Source organism: Janthinobacterium agaricidamnosum NBRC 102515 = DSM 9628, from assembly GCF_000723165.1.
GTDB classification, from domain to species: domain Bacteria; phylum Pseudomonadota; class Gammaproteobacteria; order Burkholderiales; family Burkholderiaceae_D; genus Janthinobacterium; species Janthinobacterium agaricidamnosum.
In genome coordinates this window covers 3,260,116-3,279,230 of record NZ_HG322949.1, presented here as the reverse complement: position 1 = coordinate 3,279,230, position 19,115 = coordinate 3,260,116, and the positions used below count along the sequence as shown (strand labels likewise).

Genomic DNA, 19,115 nt, shown 5'->3' with positions numbered 1-19,115 from the left:
TTCTAATGTGATTTTGTCACAGCGCGCCCATGGCCAGTCCACGGGCGCGCTGATGGCGTCGCTGGATGGCGCAAGCATGACGCTTATGCTATGTTTCCATCCGGCGATACCACCACTGTCATCCTCGATGATGTCCGGCACGGCAGCGATGCCAGCCGGTGGTAAGCGAAAAGCGCCGATACAGGCGTAGTTTTTCACCTAAATTCGGTGGCGGCAGGCTCGCCGCGCCGAGCCCCTATAGCTAGACCATAAAAGGAATGCGGAGATGAAACTGAAACTCAAACAAGTCGTGATGTTGAGCACCTTGGCTTTCGCCGGCAGCGCTTTCGCTACCGATGTTGAAGTCTTGCACTACTGGACTTCCGGCGGCGAAGCCAAGTCGGTAGGTCAACTGCAACAAATTCTGAAAGAAGAAGGTTACGGCTGGAAAGATTTCGCCGTGGCTGGCGGCGCAGGCGAAAACGCCGCGACCGCACTGAAAACCCGCGTCATTTCCGGCAATCCGCCGACCGCCGCCCAAATCAAGGGGCCATCGATCCAGGAATGGGGCAGCGAAGGCGTGCTGGCCAACATCGACGATGCCGCGATTCCAGGCAAATGGGATAGCGTATTGCCGAAAGTGGTCGCCGACATCATGAAATACAAAGGCCACTACGTTGCGGCACCGGTCAATGTGCACCGCGTGAACTGGATCTGGGTCAACCCTGAAGTGCTGAAAAAAGCCGGCGTGGTCGGCACCCCGACCACTTGGGACGCGTTCTTCGACGCCGCCGAAAAAATCAAGAAATCCGGCGCGGTCGCGATCGCCCACGGTGGCCAGCCTTGGCAAGATTCGACCATCTTTGAATCGGTCGCGCTGGGCGTGGGCGGCACCGCTTTCTACAAAAAAGCGATCTTGCAACTGGATCAAAAAGAATTGACCGGCCCGACCATGATCAAGGTGTTCGACACCCTGGGCAAGATCAAGGGCTACATCGACAAGGACGCGCCAGGCCGCGACTGGAACCTGGCCACCGCGATGGTCATCAACGGCAAGGCCGGTTTCCAATTCATGGGCGACTGGGCTAAAGGCGAATTCACCGCCGCCGGTAAAGTTCCTGGCCGCGATTACCAGTGCATCGCCGCACCGGGCACCGACAAGTCGTTCACCTTTAACGTCGACTCGTTCGCGATGTTCACCCAAAAGGATCCAGCCGCCAAAAAAGGCCAGATCGCTTTGGCCAACGCGATCATGAATCCGAAGTTCCAGTCGATCTTCAACTTGAACAAGGGTTCGATCCCGGTCCGTTCGGGCGTGTCGCGCGACAAGTTCGACGCCTGCGCGATCAAGTCGATGGATGACATGGATGCAAGCAACAAAGCCGGTTCGCTGGTGCCATCGTTCGCCCACGGCATGGCGTTGCCTTCGGCGACCCAAGGCGCGGTGATGGACGTGGTTGCCAAATTCATGAACAGCAACATGAGCTCGAAAGATGCGGCAGCGGCCCTGGCCAAAGCAGCAAAAGTGAAGTAATACCCGAGGCGCCGGCTTGATAGCCGGCGCCTTTTTTGTATCCGGCATGTCCGCAGGCGCCTGTTTGGCGCCACACACAGTTTTACTTCTACGGTTGTCCTATGTCATTACGCAAGCAATTCGACCGCTGGATACCGCAGCTTGTCCTGGGCCCGACGCTCATCGCAAGTTTGCTGTTTGTCTATGGTTTCATCATTTTGACCGGTTATCTGTCGCTGACCGAATCGCGCCTGATGCCGAACTACGATTTTTCCGGCCTGGTGCAATACTACGAACTGTTCGATAACGAGCGCTGGTGGACCTCGCTCAAGAATCTGGGCATTTTCGGTACCCTTTTTATCGGTTTGAGCATCACTATCGGCCTGTTCCTGGCGATCTTGCTCGACCAAAAGATCCGCGCCGAGGGAGCCTTGCGCGCGATTTATCTGTACCCGATGGCGCTGTCTTTCATCGTCACCGGCACCGCCTGGAAATGGATGTTGAATCCTAGCCTGGGCCTTGAAAAAGTGATGCACGACTGGGGCTGGACCTCGTTCACCTTCGACTGGCTGGTCAATTCCGACATGGCGATCTACACCGTGGTGATCGCCGGGGTCTGGCAATCGTCCGGTTTCGTGATGGCGCTGTTCCTGGCCGGCCTGCGCGGCATCGATGAAGAAATCATCAAGGCGGCGCAAGTCGACGGCGCGACGCTGCCGGTGATTTACTGGCGCATCGTGATTCCGGCCATGCGTCCGGTATTCTTCAGCGTGCTGCTGATCCTGTCGCACATCGCGATCAAGAGTTTCGACCTGGTGATTGCATTGACCGCCGGCGGACCGGGCAACTCGTCCTCGGTGCCAGCGATCTTCATGTACCAGTTTTCCTTCACCCGCGGCCAGCTGGGCCTGGGCTCGGCATCGGCGATGATGATGCTGGCCACCATCGTGGCAGTCCTGGTGCCGCTGATGTACCTGGAAACGCGCAGCGCAAAGGCAATGAGATGACACCTACCCGTAGCAATAACCGCATCACCCTGGGGCGCGTGGTCCTGTACCTGCTGCTGATACTGTTCGCGATTTATTACATCGTGCCGCTGTACGTGACCTTGTCGACGTCGTTCAAGTCGCTCGATGAAATCCGTACCGGCAACCTGCTGTCCTTGCCGCAAGTGTGGCAATTCGATTCGTGGGGCAAGGCGTGGTCGTCGGCCTGTACCGGCGTCACCTGCGACGGCTTGAAGCCGTTCTTCTGGAATTCCATCGAAATGGTAGTGCCGGCGGTGCTGATTTCGACCTTCCTCGGCGCTTTCAACGGCTACGTGTTTGCGCACTGGCGCTTCCGCGGTTCGGAAGCCCTGTTCGCCGGCTTGCTGGTCGGCTGCTTCATTCCGTTCCAGGTGGTGATCTTGCCGATGGCCAGCTTGCTGGGTGAATTCGGCCTGGCCAATACCACCACCGGCCTGGTGTTCGTGCACGTGGTGTACGGCACCGCGTTCACCACCTTGTTTTTCCGTAATTACTACATTGGCGTGCCGGAAGAGCTGATCAAGGCGGCCCGTATCGACGGCGCCGGCTTCTTCCTGATCTTCCGCAAGATCGTGTTGCCGATCTCCGGCCCGATCTTCGTGGTGTGCATCATCTGGCAATTCACCCAGATCTGGAACGACTTCCTGTTCGGCATCGTGTTTGCCAGCGGCGAATCGCAACCGATCACCGTCGGGCTGAACAACCTGGTGAACACCTCCACCGGTGTCAAGGAATACAACGTCAACATGGCGGCCGCGGTGATTGCCGCGCTGCCGACATTGCTGGTCTATCTGGTCGCAGGCCGTTATTTTGTGCGCGGCTTGACCGCAGGCGCAGTCAAAGGTTAAGGAATATACATGTCAAGTTTATCGATACGCAGCATTCGCAAGGTCTATACCAACGGCGTCGAAGTCTTGAAAGGCATCGACATCGACATCAAGGACGGCCAGTTCCTGATCCTGGTCGGCGGCTCCGGCTCCGGCAAGTCTACCTTGCTGAACATGATCGCCGGCCTGGAAAGCGTCACTTCCGGCGAAATCCTGATCGACGGCAAGGTCGTCAACGACTTGCCGCCGAAAGACCGCGATATCGCGATGGTGTTCCAGTCGTACGCCTTGTATCCGTCGATGACGGTGCGCGAAAACATCGCCTTCGGCTTGAAGGTCAAGAAAGTGCCAAAGCAGGAGCAGGACGAAATCGTTGCCCGCGTCGCCGAAACCCTGCAAATCACCCATTTGCTGGACCGCCGGCCGGCCCAGTTGTCGGGCGGCCAGCGCCAGCGCGTGGCGATGGGCCGCGCGATTTCGCGCAAGCCTTCGCTGTTCCTGTTCGATGAGCCGCTGTCGAACCTGGACGCCAAGCTGCGCGTTGAAATGCGCGCCGAAATCAAGCTGATGCACCAGCGCCTGAACGCCACCATCGTCTACGTCACCCATGACCAGATCGAAGCGATGACCATGGGCGACCTGATCGCCGTGATGAAAGACGGCATCGTGCAGCAACTGGGCACGCCGCAAGAGATCTACGACAATCCGGCCAATTTGTTCGTGGCCGGTTTCATCGGCTCGCCGTCGATGAACTTCATCACCTGCAAACTGGCGGTCGACGGCGACGAAGTGTCGGCCGCGATCGAAAACGCCGGCAACAATATGCGCCTGGTGCTGCCGTTTGCCGCCGACAAGGTACGCGCGTTCGTCGGCCGCGACGTGATCCTGGGCATACGTCCTGAACAGATCACCGACGTCAGCAGCGCCCACGGCGATGGCGGGCAAGAGTTGAGCTGCAAGGTCGACCTGGTCGAGCCTACCGGCCCGGACACCTTGCTGACCACCAAGCTGAACGGCGCCGCCGTCACTTGCCGGGCGCACCCGCGCGAAGCGGTATCGCCGGGCCAGACGATGAACCTGTCGTTCAATCTGTCGAAAGCGGCCTTGTTCGATCCAGCCAACGGCGAACGCATCGTCTAAAGCGGCGCTCAAGCCGGTTGCAGTTCTGTCCTCCTTAAGACCGGAGACAGGCGGGTCGCGCAGACCTGGCTTGTCTCCGGTTTTTTTGGTTTTTTTTGTGGTTCAGGCTGTGTATCATATCGAGTTTGATGATCGATAAGAAAGCACGGGACAATGATGAAATCGGCAATCCTGTTGACAAGCATGGTGGCGGCATACCCGGCGGTGGCGGGAGAGGCCTTGCTTGAACGGGCAGGCGCCGCCATTTTCAAGCAAAGCGCGGCGCCCGGCATGGTCATCGCGGTGGTGCGCGGCGACCAGCTGACCTTGCTCGGCTACGGTGAAACCGCGCCTGGCAATGGCCAGAAGCCCGGTCCCGACTCCTTGTTGCGGGTCGGCTCGATGTCGAAAGTACTGGCCACCGAATTGATGATCAAGCTGGCCGACGACGGCAAGGTGCGGTTGTCCGACCCCTTGCAAAAATATGCGCCGGCCGGCGTTACCGTGCCGGTCTGGCCCGGCGCCCAGCCGATCACCTTGCTGAACCTGGCTACTCATACCAGCGGCCTGGCGCGCGTGATCGAGGGTAAACAAGCCGAGCAAGCCGCGCCATTTACCTGGCCGGGGCGTGAATTGCGCTGGGAGTGGCTGCAACGGCAAACCCTTGCCAATGCGCCGGGCGCGGCGGCGCAATATTCGAACGCCGCCTATGGCTTGCTGGGCGATGCGCTGGCCAGCGCCGGCCGCCAGTCTTACACCCAATTGCTGCACGACCGGCTGACCGGACCGCTGGGCATGAACGACACCACGGCCAGCCCGAGTCCGCAGCAATGCGCGCGACTGATGACTGGCGGCAAATTCAATCCGAGCGGACCTTGCCTGGATACCCAGGCCACCGCCAGCAGCGGCGGCATGTATTCGACGGCGGCCGACATGGCGCGCTGGATGCAACATTTGCTCGGCGTCAAGCATGCCGGCAATCCGGCGCAAACCGCGCAGGCACTGGCGATTTACCTGCAACGCCAGGAATTAAGCGCGGTGGCCGGTTTGGACAAGGCAGGGCGCGCCAGCGGACTGGGCTTGGGCTGGGTGCAACTGGCGGCCAGCGGCAACACTCCGGCGATCTTGCAAAAGACGGGCGGCGGCGGTGGTTTCATGAGCTACATGGCCTTGCTTCCGGGCCGCCGCACCGGCGTGTTTGTGTCCGTCACCAGCATGAATATCGACATGTTTGCCAGTTTGGCGTTGTCGGTCAATCGTCTGGTCGTCGCCCTGGATGCGGAGTAGAATGCTTGCCAAAAAAGTCCATGGCGGCGTTGCATTGCCTTCGTACATTCGTACTGCCTGCGGCAATGCGCCGTCTTCTGAACATTTCCTGAACATTTTTCCAGGCGTTCTACAGCAGACTACAGCAGCGCGCTCGGCACGCGCGGCGTCGCCATCAACTGCTTGAATAGCTGCCACTGCTGGCGCCGCACCAGCAGCGGGTCGGTTTCCGTGGTCTGGCGCACGATGTAATCGTGCACCATGTCCTGGCCCAGGTTGTAATTGATGATGTAGCCGCGCAGCGCATCGTAAAACTTCAGGCGCTGCGGCGCTTTTTCCGCCGGATACAGGCGCACATCGATCAGCCAGTCGATGGTTTCTTGCGGCGTCAGCGTGCCGTTCAGGTACAGCATCGCCGCATCGTTGTCGGCATAACTCAGTTTCGCCAGCAACTGGTTCAGGCGCGCATATTTTTCCGCCAAACGCCCATCCAGCCCGGCCAGCGGGTACAGCACTTCCTGTTCGAAGACCAGCCGCTCCGCATCGTTAAAGGTCAGTTCGATGCCGTAGTTTGCCGTGCCCTCGGCGATCAGCGATTGCGGCGAAAATAGCGGATAAACGCTGTACTCGACCCAATTCTTGTTGCGCACCAGCGCTTGTTCCAGCAGCACATTGAACACATGGTGGCCCGGATACCCTTCGTGGCAACCGAGATCGACGGCGCGCTCTATATAGATCGGCAAGTCGGTATTGATCTGGATCACGCTCTGGTAATTGCCCTTGTACCAGTTGTAGCCGCTCCATGGCTTGTCGGTGACAAATTCCAGCACGAAATTCTCTTCCGGCGGCAAATCGATGTAGTGCAGCGTACGCTCACGGCCGGCGCGGATCGCCGCATCCATCACCGCTTGCAATTTGTCTGGCGGAATCACGAAATGGCGGCGGAACGCCTGCAGGCGTTCCGTCAGCGGCCCCGGGCCGGCCAGCAACTGGTCGATTTCACCGACCAGTTGTTCATAATAGGCGCGTTCGTGATGCGGCGAAACGGCATCGTATAACAGGGTGGTTTCCTGGTCGAATGGGAACACCTGACCGTTCAGCATATCGACCCGCGCCTGCATCGCGTGCAATTGCTTGTCGAGCACCAGCATGCGCCATTGTTCTTCGGTGTCTGCCGGCCGATGGCGGGACAACTGTTGCAGCGCCGCACCGGCTTGCCGGCGAATTGAGACCAGGTCCAACTGCTGCTCGATGGCGTCTTGCTGCAGTTGCGCCGGGCCGTAGTACGCGTCGACATACATGGCGTCGTGCTGGCCGAGCGCCAGCACCAGCTTGACGTAATGTTCGGCAACGGCTTGCACCGGGCTGGAGGAGTTTGTGTGGGGCATCGGATGATTCCAATCAGAATGGACTATCGGCGGCGGCATGGATAGGCATTTTACCGCGCCGGTTTGCTGTCGGTGGTCATGCTGATTGATACTTGTCTCGATGCATCATCATCGATGACTGGACCTGGCCGCGTCGGCCAGGTCCAGTCCAGCTTGAGCTATCTTAAAACTCGATCACCCGTTTCTCGCGCATCGCCTGCGTCATCGCCAGGCCGAGGCGGGTCGCTTCGGTGGCGTCGTTCAGGGTCAGCGACAGTTTCCGCAAGCCCAGCGCCGCGTCGGTGAACTCTTGCGCTTCGATCAGGAAGGCGTCGCTGAAGCGGGCGTAAAAGTCGGGCGTGCATTCATTGCGTACGCCATGCACATCGGAAATTTCGACCCGGTTCAGGCGTGGATTGCTGCCGACGCTGAGGCGGCCCGCCGTGCCGAATACTTCGGTCAAGGTTTCATGCCCGTGCGCCATGGTGCGCGAGGCCATGAACGAAGCCATGCCGCCATCGGCGAATTCGACCGTCGCCAGGCCGTTGTCGACGTCGCCGAATGCTTGCAAGCCGGTATGGATTGCATTGCTGCCGCTGGCGTACACGCGTTTCGGCACCGGATTGCCCAGCAGCCAGCGCGCCAGGTCGATATCGTGCACGCTGCAATCGAGGAAGATGCCGCCGCTGGTCGGCGCAAAGCGCATGAAGGCGCCGCTCGGGTCGTTCTGGTCGCAGGTTTGCGAACGGATCAGATACGGTTTGCCAATCATGCCTTGCTGCACTTTGTGATGGGCGTCGTGGTAGCTGGCGTCGAAGCGGCGCACGAAGCCGATCATCGTCACCAGTTGTGGGTGGCGTGCCGCTTCAGCTTCGACTTTCAGGCAATCGGCCAGGTCGAGCGACAGCGGTTTTTCGCAAAACACATGCTTGCCGGCGTGCAGCGCCTGGATGATCTGGTCGGCGTGCAAGGAGGTCGGGGTGACCAGGAATACCGCGTCCAGGCCCGGATCGGCCAGCAGCGCGCTGTAATCGCTGTAGGTCTGGGTGATGCCGAGCGTGGTCGCGGCCCAGTCGAGTTCGGCTTGCAGGGGACTGCAAGCGGCGACTACTTCGGCGTTCGGCACGCGCTGGACCAGGTTCTGGGCGTGGCGCTGGCCCAGCCGGCCGAGGCCGACGATGCCGATGCGCAGTTTTTGGGGGTACATGGTGTCTCCGTGATGGTTTTTTTGATGTTACAAATGAACGATGCGCTGTTCGCGCCACGACAAGGTTGCCGCTTCGGCCAATTCCAATGCCTTCAAGCCATCTTGTACCGTGGTGCGCAACGGTGTGCCCTTGGTCAAGGCGTCGAAGAAATGCGACATTTCGTTGGCGTAAGCGACGCGGTAACGTTCCAGGAAGAAGTCTTCCGGCTTGTCCGCACTGACGTTGTGGGCGCTGTAAGCCACCACTTCGGTCGGTTTGTGATTGCCTGCTTGCAACATACCGGCGCTGCCCAGCACTTCGAAGCGCTGGTCGTAGCCGTACGCGGCGCGGCGGGTGGTGTTGATCTGGCACAGCCGGCCCTTGGCGGTGCGGATGGTGACGGCGGTGCTGTCGAGGTCGCCCGCTTCGGCGATCGCCGGGTCGACCAGGCAACTGCCGGTGGCGTGCACGCTGACGGCTTCATCGTCGAGTATCCAGCGGAAGATGTCGAAATCGTGTATCAGCATATCCTTGAAGATGCCGCCCGACACCTTGATATAGCTGACCGGCGGCGGGCCGGGATCGCGGCTGGTGACCACCAGCATTTCCGGCGTGCCGATTTCGCCCTGCAAGATGCGTTGCTTGACGGCGGAAAAGGTCGGGTCGTAGCGGCGCTGGAAGCCGATCATGCACAGCACGCCGGCCTTGGCCACCGCCGCGGCGCAATCGCGCGCGCGTTCCAAGGTCAGGTCGACCGGCTTTTCGCAAAAAATGGCTTTGCCGGCGGCCGCCGCGCGCTGGATCAGGTCGGCATGCGTGTCGGTGCTGGAGGCGATCACCACGGCCTTGATGGCCGGGTCCGCCAATGCCGTTTCGACCGAGGCGGCGACGCCGCCATGCAAGGCCGCCAGCGCGGATGCCGCCGCGGCGTTTACGTCGACCACGTATTTGAATTGCACGCCGGCTTGTGCCGCCAGATTCGCGGCATGGATCTTGCCGATGCGGCCGGCGCCAAATAATGCTACTTCAATCATCTTCGTCTCCTGGGTTTTTGATTTCTTCGATGTCCAACTCTAGTTTGTAGGCCAGCGCGATGAACAGCGCCTGGCACAGGCAAATCGTGCTCGTCAGCGAGCGGAAGGCGAATGCGCTGCCTTCGGTGACCGTCAGCAAGGCGTCGGCCGCGCGGGCCAGCGGCGCCAGTTTGCTGTCGGTAATGACCAATACCTTGGCGCCATTGTCTTGCGCCACTTTGATGCATTGCTGGGTTTCCTTGCCATACGGCGCAAAGCTGATGGCGATCGCCACGTCGCGCTCGCGCACGCTGCGCATCTGTTCGCGGTACATGCCGCCCAGGCCGGATACCAGGTGCACCCGCTTGTCGGTGTGTTCCAGCGCATACGCGATGTAGGACGCGATCGGGAACGAGCGGCGCACCCCGATCACGTAGATATTCTCGGCCTTTTGCAGCAGGCTGACGGCCGCTTCCAGCTGCGTGTCGTCGAGGCCGGCGGCCAGGTCGTCGAGGCCGGCCCGGCTGGCGTTGACGAATTCCCGGGTCATGTCGCCGACGCCGATCTGGCTGTCGCGGGTGGCGATCAGTTTGCGGATGCGCTGCTGGTAATCGGGCGTGGTGGTGGCCTGGTCGGTATAGGCCTGGCGAAATACGTCCTGCATTTCGCTGAAACCCGAATAGCCGAAGCGCTGCGCGAAACGGACGATCGCCGACGGTTGCACGTCGCAGGCGGCGGCGATGTCGCTGATGCGTTCGAGCATCAGGCTGGCGCGGTGTTTTTCGATGTATTGGGCGATCACTTTCAACTGGCGCGACAAGCCGTCGTATTCGTCGGCGATGTGTTGCATCAGTTGCTCGATCGGAGCGGTTTCTGGCATGACTATCCTGTGGTGTGAAATGCTGTTCTGGCCAGAATTATAGGATCGATTGTCGAAAATAGAAACGAATTTCTATTTAAATTTATTTTGAAAATTTTATTGCATTCGGCTTTTTTGTGGTCTAAGCTGTTTGCAGTGCACGATCTGGAGCTTGCCTTTTAGTCCAGGGCCGATGACACGCTGACAAGCTAGCAACTATAAAAATTAATCCATATTGGAGACAGTTATGCAAAGCAATAAGCGCAAGAACTTGCTAAAGGGTTTGACCGCCTTGGGCCTCGGCCTGGCGTTGGCCGGCACCTTCGGTGTCAGTCATGCCGCGGGAGAAAAATTCGTGTTGATCAGCCATGCGCCGGATTCGGATTCGTGGTGGAACACCATCAAGAATTCCGTCAAGCAAGCTGGCGAAGATTTTAACGTCAGCGTCGATTACCGTAATCCGCCGAATGGCGACCTGGCCGACATGGCGCGCCTGGTCGAGCAGGCCGCGGCCCGCAATTACGATGGCGTGGTGGTCAGCATCGCCGACTTCAATGTGCTGCAAAAGCCGCTGGGCCAAGTCGCCGCCAAGAAAATCCCGTTCATCACCATCAATTCCGGCACCTTGGCGCAAAGCGAACAACTGGGCGCCGTGATGCACGTCGGCCAGCCTGAATACGACGCCGGCAAGGGCGCCGGCGAAAAAGCCAAGGCGGCTGGCATCAAATCGTTTGTGTGCGTCAATCACTACGCCACCAATCCATCGTCGTTCGAGCGTTGCCGCGGTTTCGCCGAAGCGCTGGGCGTCGATTTCAAGACCTCGACGCTGGATGCCGGCGAAGATCCGACCACCATCGAAAGCAAGCTGAGCGCTTACCTGCGCAACAACCCGAAAACCCAGGCGGTGCTGGCGCTGGGACCGACCTCGGCCCACGCTTCGCTGAAAGCGCTGGAAAAAATGGGTTTGAAAGGCAAGATGTGGTTCGCGACCTTCGACTTGTCGGATGAAATCTCGAAGGGCATCAAGGATGGCAGCGTCAAGTTCGCCATCGACCAGCAGCCTTACCTGCAAGGGTATATCCCGGTCGCGGTGCTGGCCATCATGAAGCAGCAAAAAACCAGCGACCTGGCCAAGGTCAAGGAAATCCTGATGGCCAATGCCAAGTTCAAGGCCCGCTTGGCTGAATACGGTCTGGCGCCATCATACGGCCCGCGCCATATCAGTTCCGGTCCCGGTTTTGTCACGAAAGACAATATCGGCAAGGTTGAAAAGTACGCCGGCCAATTCCGCTAATTCCGACGCTAGTAACTTCTAGACTGATTTGAGGCAGTAATCCCCGCGCGGTGGCAGTCCTTGCTGCAACGCGCGGGGCATGCCGTCCCACGCCCGCGCGATGGTCGGACGGCGGTAATAAAAATATTGGAGAATCATCATGAGTGCGCTTAAATTAAACGCGACACCGGCTGACACAGCCGCTGCGCAACAGTCGCCGCCGAAAGCGGGCCACGATGAACGGGTGGGACAAGTCACCTGGTTCAAGCGCCTGTTCGGCCGCCCCGAATTCGCATCGATTTCCGGCGCCATCCTGGTCTTTTTATTCTTTGGCTTGACTGCCGGCAATTCCGGCATGTTCAACCTGGATGGCGTCATCAACTGGTCGCAAGTCGCGTCCTACCTCGGCATCATCGCCATCGGCGCCTGCGTGCTGATGATCGCCGGCGAATTCGACTTGTCGATCGGTTCCATGATCGGCTTCGCCGGCATGATGATCGCGATTCCCTCCGTCTACTTTCACTGGCCGGTGTGGCTGGCTATCCTGTTCGCCTTCGGCGGCTCGATGGCGCTGGGCTGGCTGAACGGCTACCTGGTCATCAAGACCCGCTTGCCGTCGTTTATCGTCACGCTGGCTTTCCTGTTCATCTTGCGCGGCTTGACGCTGGCGCTGTCGATCATGTTTGCCAACCGCACCATCGTCAGCGGCATCGGCCCGCTGGCCAACGACGACTGGCTGGCGATGACGCTGTTCCATGGCGAAGTGGGCACCGGCCTGTTCCAGTGGATGGCCAAGGCCGGCTGGATCACCGCGCTCGACAATGGCTTGCCGCTGGTCAAAGGCATTCCGAAAGTCATCGTCTGGTGGCTGGGCCTGGCGATCGTCAGCAGCTTCATCCTGGCCCGCACCCGCATCGGCAACTGGATCTTCGCCGTCGGCGGCGACGCCAACGCCGCCAAGAATGTCGGCGTGCCGGTCAAGACCATCAAGGTATCGCTGTTTGTCTTCACGGCCTTCTGTGCTTGCCTGTTTGCGACATTGCAAGTGTTCGACGTCGGCTCGGCCGCCGCCGACCGTGGCATCCAGAAAGAGTTCGAAGCCATCATCGCGGCCGTCATCGGCGGTTCGTTGTTGACCGGCGGTTACGGTTCGGTAGTCGGGGCCTGTTTCGGCGCGCTGATCTTTGGCGTGGTGCAGATCGGCATTACCTACACCGACATCAATTCCGACTGGTTCCGCGTATTCCTCGGCGTGATGCTGCTGATCGCGGTGTTGTTCAATAACTTTGTGCGTGCGCGCGTGACGGAAGCGAGATAAACCATGAGCGACTATATCCTTGCGCTGGAAAATATCAGCAAGCGTTTCGGTTCGGTGATCGCCTTGCAAAACGTCACCTTGCGGCTGAAGGCCGGCGAAGTGCATTGCTTGCTGGGCGATAACGGCGCCGGTAAATCGACGCTGATCAAGACGCTGGCCGGCGTGCATCGTCCGACCACGGGCTCATACCTGGTCGATGGCAAGCCGGTCAATTTTAATTCACCGAAAGAAGCGCTCGACATGGGCGTGGCCACCGTCTACCAGGACCTGGCGCTGGTGCCGCTGCTGTCGGTGGCGCGCAACTTTTTCATGGGCCGCGAACCGATGAAAAAATTCCTCGGCGTAATTCCGGTGATGGACATGGAGTATGCCGCCAATACCGCCCGCGACAAGCTGGCTGAAATGGGCATCATGGTGCGCGATCCGCATCAGGCGGTCGGCACCATGTCCGGCGGCGAGCGGCAATGCCTGGCGATTGCCCGCGCGATCCACTTCGGCGCGCGCGTGCTGATCCTCGATGAGCCGACCGCCGCGCTGGGCGTCAAACAGTCGTTCAATGTATTAAAACTGATTTACAAGGCGCGCGAACGGGGCTTGTCGGTGATCTTTATTACCCACAACGTCCATCACGCTTATCCGGTCGGCGATTCGTTTACCTTGCTCAATCGCGGCAAGTCGCTCGGCACCTACACCAAGGAAACGGTTTCCAAGGATGAAGTATTGGACATGATGGCCGGCGGCGCGGAAATGCAAACGCTGATGAGTGAACTCGACGGCGTCACTATTTAGAAAGATAAGCTCATGGAAAATACCACGCAATTTGCATCGGGCAGGGCGCTGGACGTGATCTGCCTCGGCCGCCTGGCGGTCGACCTGTATGCGCAGCAAATCGGCAGCCCGCTGGAAGATGTCTCCAGCTTCGCCAAATACCTCGGTGGTTCGTCGGCCAATATCGCCTTCGGCAGCGCCCGTCTCGGCTTGCGCTCGGCAATGTTGTCGCGGGTCGGCGACGATCATATGGGCCGTTTCCTGACCGACACGCTGCAAGCCGAAGGCTGCGACATCAGCCATGTCGGTATCGATCAACAACGCCTGACGGCGCTGGTGATGCTCGGCCTGAAGGACAAAGACACGTTTCCGCTGATTTTTTACCGCGAAAATTGCGCCGACATGGCGATCGAGCCGGAGAGCATCGATGCAGCGTTCATCGCATCGAGCAAGGCGCTGTTGATCACCGGCACGCATTTCTCGACCGCGGCGATGCACGCCGTCAGCACGCTGGCATTACAGCATGCGCGTCAGAACCAGGTGCGCACCGTGCTCGACATCGATTACCGCCCGGTATTGTGGGGCTTGTCCGGCAAGGCCGACGGCGCCACGCGCTTTGTGTCCAACGAAGGCGTGACGCGGCATTTGCAAGGCATCTTGCCGCTGTTCGACCTGGTGGTCGGCACCGAAGAAGAATTCATGATCGCCGGCGGCGGCGCCGACATCATGGCCTCGCTGCAAACGGTGCGCCGCAGCACCAGCGCGACGCTGGTGGTCAAGCGCGGCCCGCTCGGTTGCGCGGTGATTAGCGGCGCCATTCCGGCCACGCTGGACGACGCCTATAATTATCGCGGCGTGCAAGTCGACGTGCTGAACGTGCTGGGCGCCGGCGACGCTTTCCTGGCCGGTTTCCTGAAAGGCTGGCTGAACGGCAAGGATTATGAAACCTGCTGCCGCTACGCCAATGCCTGTGGCGCGCTGGTGGTGTCGCGCCATGCTTGTGCGCCGGCAATGCCGACTCCGGTCGAACTGGATTATTTCCTGGCCAATGCGGCGCGCTTGACCCGTCCCGACCAGGATGCGGTGCTGGCGCGGCTGCACCGGGTCAGCGTGGCGCGGCCGCAATGGAACGATTTGTGCGTCTTCGCTTTCGACCATCGCAACCAATTCTTCCATTTGGCGCAAGGCAACGGCGCCGATGAGGCGCGTCTTCCCGCCTTAAAACAATTGCTGGTGCAAGCCGTCGGCCAGACCGAGATCGCCAAGGGGCTGCAGGGCAAGACCGGCGTGCTGATCGACGACCGCTACGGCCTGGACGCCTTGAACGACGCGACCGGGCGCGGCTGGTGGATAGGCCGCACCGTCGAATTGCCGGGTTCCAACCCGCTGCAATTCGACTGGGGCCGCTCTATCGGTTCGCACTTGATCAGTTGGCCGAAGGAACATGTCATCAAATGCCTGGTGCAACTGCATCCGGACGATGCGGTCGAAAACCGGCTGGAACAGGAAGCGCAAGTCAAGGCGCTGTATGACGCGGCCCAGGTCAGCGGCCATGAATTACTGCTGGAAGTGATACCGTCCAAGTCGCTGGCGAGCGCCCCCGACACCGTCTACCGCGCCGTCAAGCGGCTATATAACCTGGGCATTTACCCGGAATGGTGGAAACTGGAAGGCATGAATGCCGAGCAATGGGCGAATATCGATGCACTGGTGCAAGAGCGCGATCCGTATTGCCGCGGCGTGGTGTTCCTCGGCTTGAATGCGTCGATCGAGGCGCTGGCCGCCAGTTTCGAACAGGCGCGCCATAGCAGGACCTGCCGTGGTTTCATGGTTGGCCGCACGATTTTCCATGAGCCTAGCCAGCGCTGGCTGGCCGGCGACATCGACGACGCCGGCCTGATCGCCGAGGCGCGCGCCAATTTCGAAACCTTGATTACGCTGTGGCAGCGCAGCCGCAATGGCCTGGAGCACGCCGCATGACGAACCACGCAAAATCGACCATCCGTCTGACGATGGCGCAGGCGCTGGTGCGCTACCTGGCCGCGCTGCGCGTGCAAACCGAACACGGCAAGGTGCCGCTGTTCGGCGGCGTGTTTGCGATCTTTGGCCACGGCAACGTGGCCGGGCTGGGCGAGGCGCTGTACCGGCAGCGCGACGATGCCGATCATCCCTTGCCGACGTTCCGCGCCCACAATGAACAGGCGATGGCGCATGCGGCCATCGCCTACGCCAAGGCCCATATGCGGCGCCGCATGATGGCGGTGACCACCTCGATCGGCCCCGGCGCCACCAATCTGCTGACCGCCGCCGCGCTGGCCCACGTCAACCGCTTGCCGGTGCTGCTGCTGCCGGGCGATGTGTTCGTGTCGCGCTCTCCCGACCCGGTATTGCAGCAACTGGAAGACGGCGGCGACGGCAGCGTGTCGGTCAACGACGCCTTCAAACCGCTGTCGCGTTATTTCGACCGCATCATTTACCCGGAACAATTGCTGACCGCCTTGCCGCGCGCGATACAGGCGCTGACCGATCCGGCCGCTTGCGGCCCGGTGACACTGGCCTTGCCGCAAGACGTACAAACCATGGCCTATGATTATCCGGCCGATTTTTTTGAACCACGGCTGGTGACGTTCCGCACGGTGCCGCCGCTGGAAAGCGAGCTGGAGCAAGCCGCCGCGCTGTTGCGCGATGCTAAAAAGCCGATCATCGTCGCCGGTGGCGGCGTGCTGTACGGCCTAGCCGGTCAGGCCCTGCGCAGCTTTGCTGAAAAGCATGGCGTACCGGTCGCGGAAACCCATGCCGGCAAGAGTTCCTTGCCGTGGGATCATCCGCTGCAATTGGGCGCGATCGGCGTCACCGGTTCGCCGGCCGCCAATCTGCTGGCCGCCCAAGCCGACCTGGTGCTGGCGGTCGGCACGCGCTTGCAAGACTTTACCACCGGCTCGAACTCGCTGTTTCCGCATGCCGAACTGGTCAGCCTGAACGTGAACGCCTTCGATGCGTTGAAACGGCGCGGCCTGGCGCTGCAGACGGATGCCGGCGCCGGTTTGCAAAAGCTGTCGGCTCTGCTCGATGGCTGGTGCAGCGATGCCGAATGGGAAGAGCGCGCGCTGGTCGAAGCCCGTCAATGGCGCGCCACCGTCACCGCGATCACCGCCCGGCGCGAGGTGGCCTTGCCTTATGATGGCGAAGTGATCGGCGCGGTGCAGCGCTCGTCGGCACAGTCGGCCGGCAACGATATCGTGGTCTGCGCGGCAGGCACCTTGCCGGCCGAATTGCACAAGCTGTGGCGCACCTCGATACCCGGCGGCTACCATATGGAGTACGGTTATTCGTGCATGGGTTACGAAATCGCCGGCGGCCTCGGCGTCAAGATGGCCAGGCCGGATGCGGACGTGGTGGTGATGGTCGGCGACGGCAGTTACCTGATGATGAATTCGGAAATCGCCACCTCTGTCATGCTGGGCAAGAAATTGATCATCGTGGTACTCGATAACCGGGGTTACGGCTGCATCAACCGCTTGCAGCAAGCCTGCGGCAACGAACCGTTCAATAATATGTTCGACGATTGCCTGCAGGGGACAGACGGCGCGCCGCACATCGATTTTGCGATGCATGCCCGCTCGCTGGGCGCACACGGTGAAAACGTCAAGACCATACCGGAACTGGAACAAGCGTTGCAGCGCGCCAGGAAAGCCGAGAGCACCTATGTGGTGTGCATCGATACCGACCCGACCCGCACCACCAGCGAAGGCGGTTGCTGGTGGGAAGTGGCGGTGCCGGAAGTGTCGGAACGGGAACAGGTGCGGGCCGCGCGCAGCCGTTATGAAACAGATCGCTTAGCACAAAGGAAATAAGATGAACGCACCATTGAACGTCAAAATAGGCATCAATCCTATTTCATGGATGAATGACGACTTGCCGTCGCTGGGCGGCGAAACGCCGCTGGAAACGGCATTGAGCGAAGGCGCGGAAATTGGATATGCCGGTTTTGAACTGGGCAACAAGTTCCCGAAAGAATCCGGCGCCTTGCGCGCCGTGCTCGGCAAATACCATCTGGAATGCGTGTCCGGCTGGTATTCCGGGCGCCTGGCCCAGCGCTCTGTCGAAGAGGAAATCGCCGCCGTCGGTCCGCACTTGCGCCTGCTGGCCGAAAGCGGCGCCAGCGTCATGGTGTATGGCGAAGTGGCCGATGCGATCCAGGGCGAACCGCGCCCGCTGTATAAGCGTCCGCGTTTCACCAGCGCCGCCCAATGGCAGGCTTATGCCGACAAGTTGACGGCATTTGCGCGCCATACGCTGGCCCATGGCGTGCGTCTTTCTTACCATCACCACATGGGCGCGTATGTCGAAACGCCGGACGATGTCGATCAGTTGATGGCCCTGACCGGCCCGGAAGTGGGCTTGCTGTTCGACAGCGGCCACATCACCTTTGCCGGCGGCGATGCGGTCGCCGTGTTGCGCAAGCACATCAACCGCGTATCCCACGTGCATTGCAAGGATGTGCGTCCGGCCGTGGTCAAGCTGGCGCGCAACGGCAACTGGAGTTTCTTGCAAGCGGTGATCAATGGCGCGTTCAGCGTGCCGGGCGATGGCTGCATCGATTTCAAGGCGATTCTGCAATTGCTGCGGCAACACGGCTATCAAGGCTGGCTGGTGGTCGAAGCCGAGCAAGACCCGGCCGTCGCGCCGAGTTACCAGTATGCGCAAATGGGCTACCAGCATCTGGCGAAACTGGTGCATGAAATCAACCTGGGCGTGCAGGAGGCGGCATGAAATTACTCGTCAAAGGCCAGGCCGAGGGCCGGGAGATTGTCCGCGTGACGCCGCAATCGGCCGGCTGGACCCACGTCGGCTTTGAAGCGCGGCGCTTGAAGGCGGGAGATCGCAGCAATATCCTGACCGATGAACGTGAATTGTGCATCGTCGTGATCAGCGGCACCGTCACGGTCGAAGCCGGCAGCCAGACCTGGGCCGATATCGGCGGACGCGGCAGCGTATTCGACGACCAGGCTCCGGCCGCCGTGTATTTGCCGCGCCACATGGCGGCAACTATTACGGCGCGGAGCGACGCCGAACTGGGCTTGTGCAGCGCGCCCGCCGTCAAGGACCGGCCTGCAAGGCTGATCGCGCCGCAAGACATGAAACGCTCGGTGCGCGGTACGGGCGCCAACACCCGCTATGTGTGCGACATCTTGCCGCAAACCGAGGACGCCGACGGTCTGCTGGTGGTCGAAGTGCGCACCCCGGGCGGCCATTCGTCGAGTTATCCGCCGCACAAGCACGACATCGATAATCTCCCCTTAGAAAGTTCGCTCGAAGAAACCTATTATCATCGCCTCAATCCGCCGCAAGGTTTTGCCTTCCAGCGCGTCTATACCGACGACCGTTCCATCGATGAATCGATGGCCGTCGAAAACCACGACGTGGTGATGGTGCCGCGCGGCTATCACCCGGTGGTGGTGCCGTATGGCTATGAATCGTATTACCTGAACGTGATGGCCGGGCCGAAGCGCGCATGGCATTTCAAGAATGACCCGGCGCACGAGTGGATGCTGAAATCCTGATTGTCACAGGGCACCCTTAACTATTGAAAGTATC

16 protein-coding genes are annotated in these 19,115 nt (G+C 60.3%); 12 read left to right on the top strand and 4 right to left on the bottom strand.

The features are described from left to right. Positions 1-265 precede the first annotated feature (265 nt). The 5 genes from GJA_RS13910 (at position 266) to ampH (ending at position 5,753) form a co-directional block, all read left to right on the top strand. The gene (locus GJA_RS13910; RefSeq protein WP_038493191.1) at positions 266-1,513 is read left to right on the top strand and encodes an ABC transporter substrate-binding protein; all 1,248 of its coding nucleotides are present in this window, start codon (positions 266-268) and stop codon (positions 1,511-1,513) included. Between the two features lie 101 nt (positions 1,514-1,614). Next, positions 1,615-2,499, top strand: coding sequence for a carbohydrate ABC transporter permease (locus GJA_RS13905; RefSeq protein ID WP_038493189.1), 885 nt, complete (start codon positions 1,615-1,617; stop codon positions 2,497-2,499). Further along, on the top strand, positions 2,496-3,368 hold the full coding sequence (locus GJA_RS13900; RefSeq protein ID WP_051780838.1) for a carbohydrate ABC transporter permease: 873 nt from the start codon (positions 2,496-2,498) through the stop codon (positions 3,366-3,368). Before GJA_RS13905 ends, GJA_RS13900 begins: the two co-directional genes overlap by 4 nt. 9 nt (positions 3,369-3,377) lie before the next feature. Continuing rightward, on the top strand, positions 3,378-4,487 hold the full coding sequence (locus GJA_RS13895; protein WP_038493187.1) for an ABC transporter ATP-binding protein: 1,110 nt from the start codon (positions 3,378-3,380) through the stop codon (positions 4,485-4,487). A 153-nt stretch (positions 4,488-4,640) separates the two neighbouring features. Continuing rightward, the gene (ampH, locus tag GJA_RS13890; protein ID WP_051780836.1) at positions 4,641-5,753 is read left to right on the top strand and encodes a D-alanyl-D-alanine-carboxypeptidase/endopeptidase AmpH; all 1,113 of its coding nucleotides are present in this window, start codon (positions 4,641-4,643) and stop codon (positions 5,751-5,753) included. A 119-nt stretch (positions 5,754-5,872) separates the two neighbouring features. Here the strand turns inward: ampH and GJA_RS13885 are convergent, their stop codons facing one another. The 4 genes from GJA_RS13885 to GJA_RS13870 form a co-directional block, all read right to left on the bottom strand. Further along, a complete protein-coding gene (locus tag GJA_RS13885; protein ID WP_144241536.1) occupies positions 5,873-7,120 on the bottom strand; it encodes a hypothetical protein in 1,248 nt (415 codons plus the stop codon). Between the two features lie 163 nt (positions 7,121-7,283). Continuing rightward, positions 7,284-8,306, bottom strand: a complete 1,023-nt coding sequence (locus GJA_RS13880) for a Gfo/Idh/MocA family oxidoreductase (RefSeq protein ID WP_038493185.1) — start codon at positions 8,304-8,306, stop codon at positions 7,284-7,286. Positions 8,307-8,333: 27 nt separating this feature from the next. Continuing rightward, the gene (iolG, locus tag GJA_RS13875) at positions 8,334-9,320 is read right to left on the bottom strand and encodes an inositol 2-dehydrogenase (protein WP_038493183.1); all 987 of its coding nucleotides are present in this window, start codon (positions 9,318-9,320) and stop codon (positions 8,334-8,336) included. Next, positions 9,313-10,179: a MurR/RpiR family transcriptional regulator gene (locus GJA_RS13870; RefSeq protein ID WP_038493181.1), complete on the bottom strand. Its 867-nt coding sequence runs from the start codon at positions 10,177-10,179 to the stop codon at positions 9,313-9,315. Before GJA_RS13870 ends, iolG begins: the two co-directional genes overlap by 8 nt. A gap of 226 nt (positions 10,180-10,405) precedes the next feature. Here GJA_RS13870 and GJA_RS13865 point away from each other — a divergent pair, with 226 nt between their 5' ends. From GJA_RS13865 to iolB, 7 genes are all read left to right on the top strand, one after another. Then, complete coding sequence (locus GJA_RS13865) at positions 10,406-11,452, top strand: sugar ABC transporter substrate-binding protein (RefSeq protein ID WP_038493179.1); 1,047 nt, start codon at positions 10,406-10,408, stop codon at positions 11,450-11,452. A 139-nt stretch (positions 11,453-11,591) separates the two neighbouring features. After that, a complete protein-coding gene (locus tag GJA_RS13860) occupies positions 11,592-12,749 on the top strand; it encodes an ABC transporter permease (RefSeq protein WP_038493177.1) in 1,158 nt (385 codons plus the stop codon). A 3-nt stretch (positions 12,750-12,752) separates the two neighbouring features. Next, a complete protein-coding gene (locus tag GJA_RS13855; protein WP_038493176.1) occupies positions 12,753-13,538 on the top strand; it encodes an ATP-binding cassette domain-containing protein in 786 nt (261 codons plus the stop codon). A 12-nt stretch (positions 13,539-13,550) separates the two neighbouring features. Next, on the top strand, positions 13,551-15,497 hold the full coding sequence (locus GJA_RS13850) for a bifunctional 5-dehydro-2-deoxygluconokinase/5-dehydro-2-deoxyphosphogluconate aldolase (protein ID WP_038493174.1): 1,947 nt from the start codon (positions 13,551-13,553) through the stop codon (positions 15,495-15,497). Further along, positions 15,494-17,371, top strand: coding sequence for a 3D-(3,5/4)-trihydroxycyclohexane-1,2-dione acylhydrolase (decyclizing) (gene iolD / locus GJA_RS13845; protein ID WP_081905409.1), 1,878 nt, complete (start codon positions 15,494-15,496; stop codon positions 17,369-17,371). Before GJA_RS13850 ends, iolD begins: the two co-directional genes overlap by 4 nt. A gap of 1 nt (position 17,372) precedes the next feature. After that, entirely contained in the window at positions 17,373-18,290 is a 918-nt protein-coding gene (gene iolE, locus GJA_RS13840) for a myo-inosose-2 dehydratase (protein WP_038493170.1), read from the top strand. Then, positions 18,287-19,081 carry a 5-deoxy-glucuronate isomerase gene (iolB, locus tag GJA_RS13835; RefSeq protein WP_038493168.1) on the top strand — a complete coding sequence of 265 codons (795 nt, stop codon included), beginning with the start codon at positions 18,287-18,289 and terminating at the stop codon, positions 19,079-19,081. The genes iolE and iolB overlap by 4 nt, the downstream gene beginning before the upstream one ends. Positions 19,082-19,115: the final 34 nt, after the last annotated feature.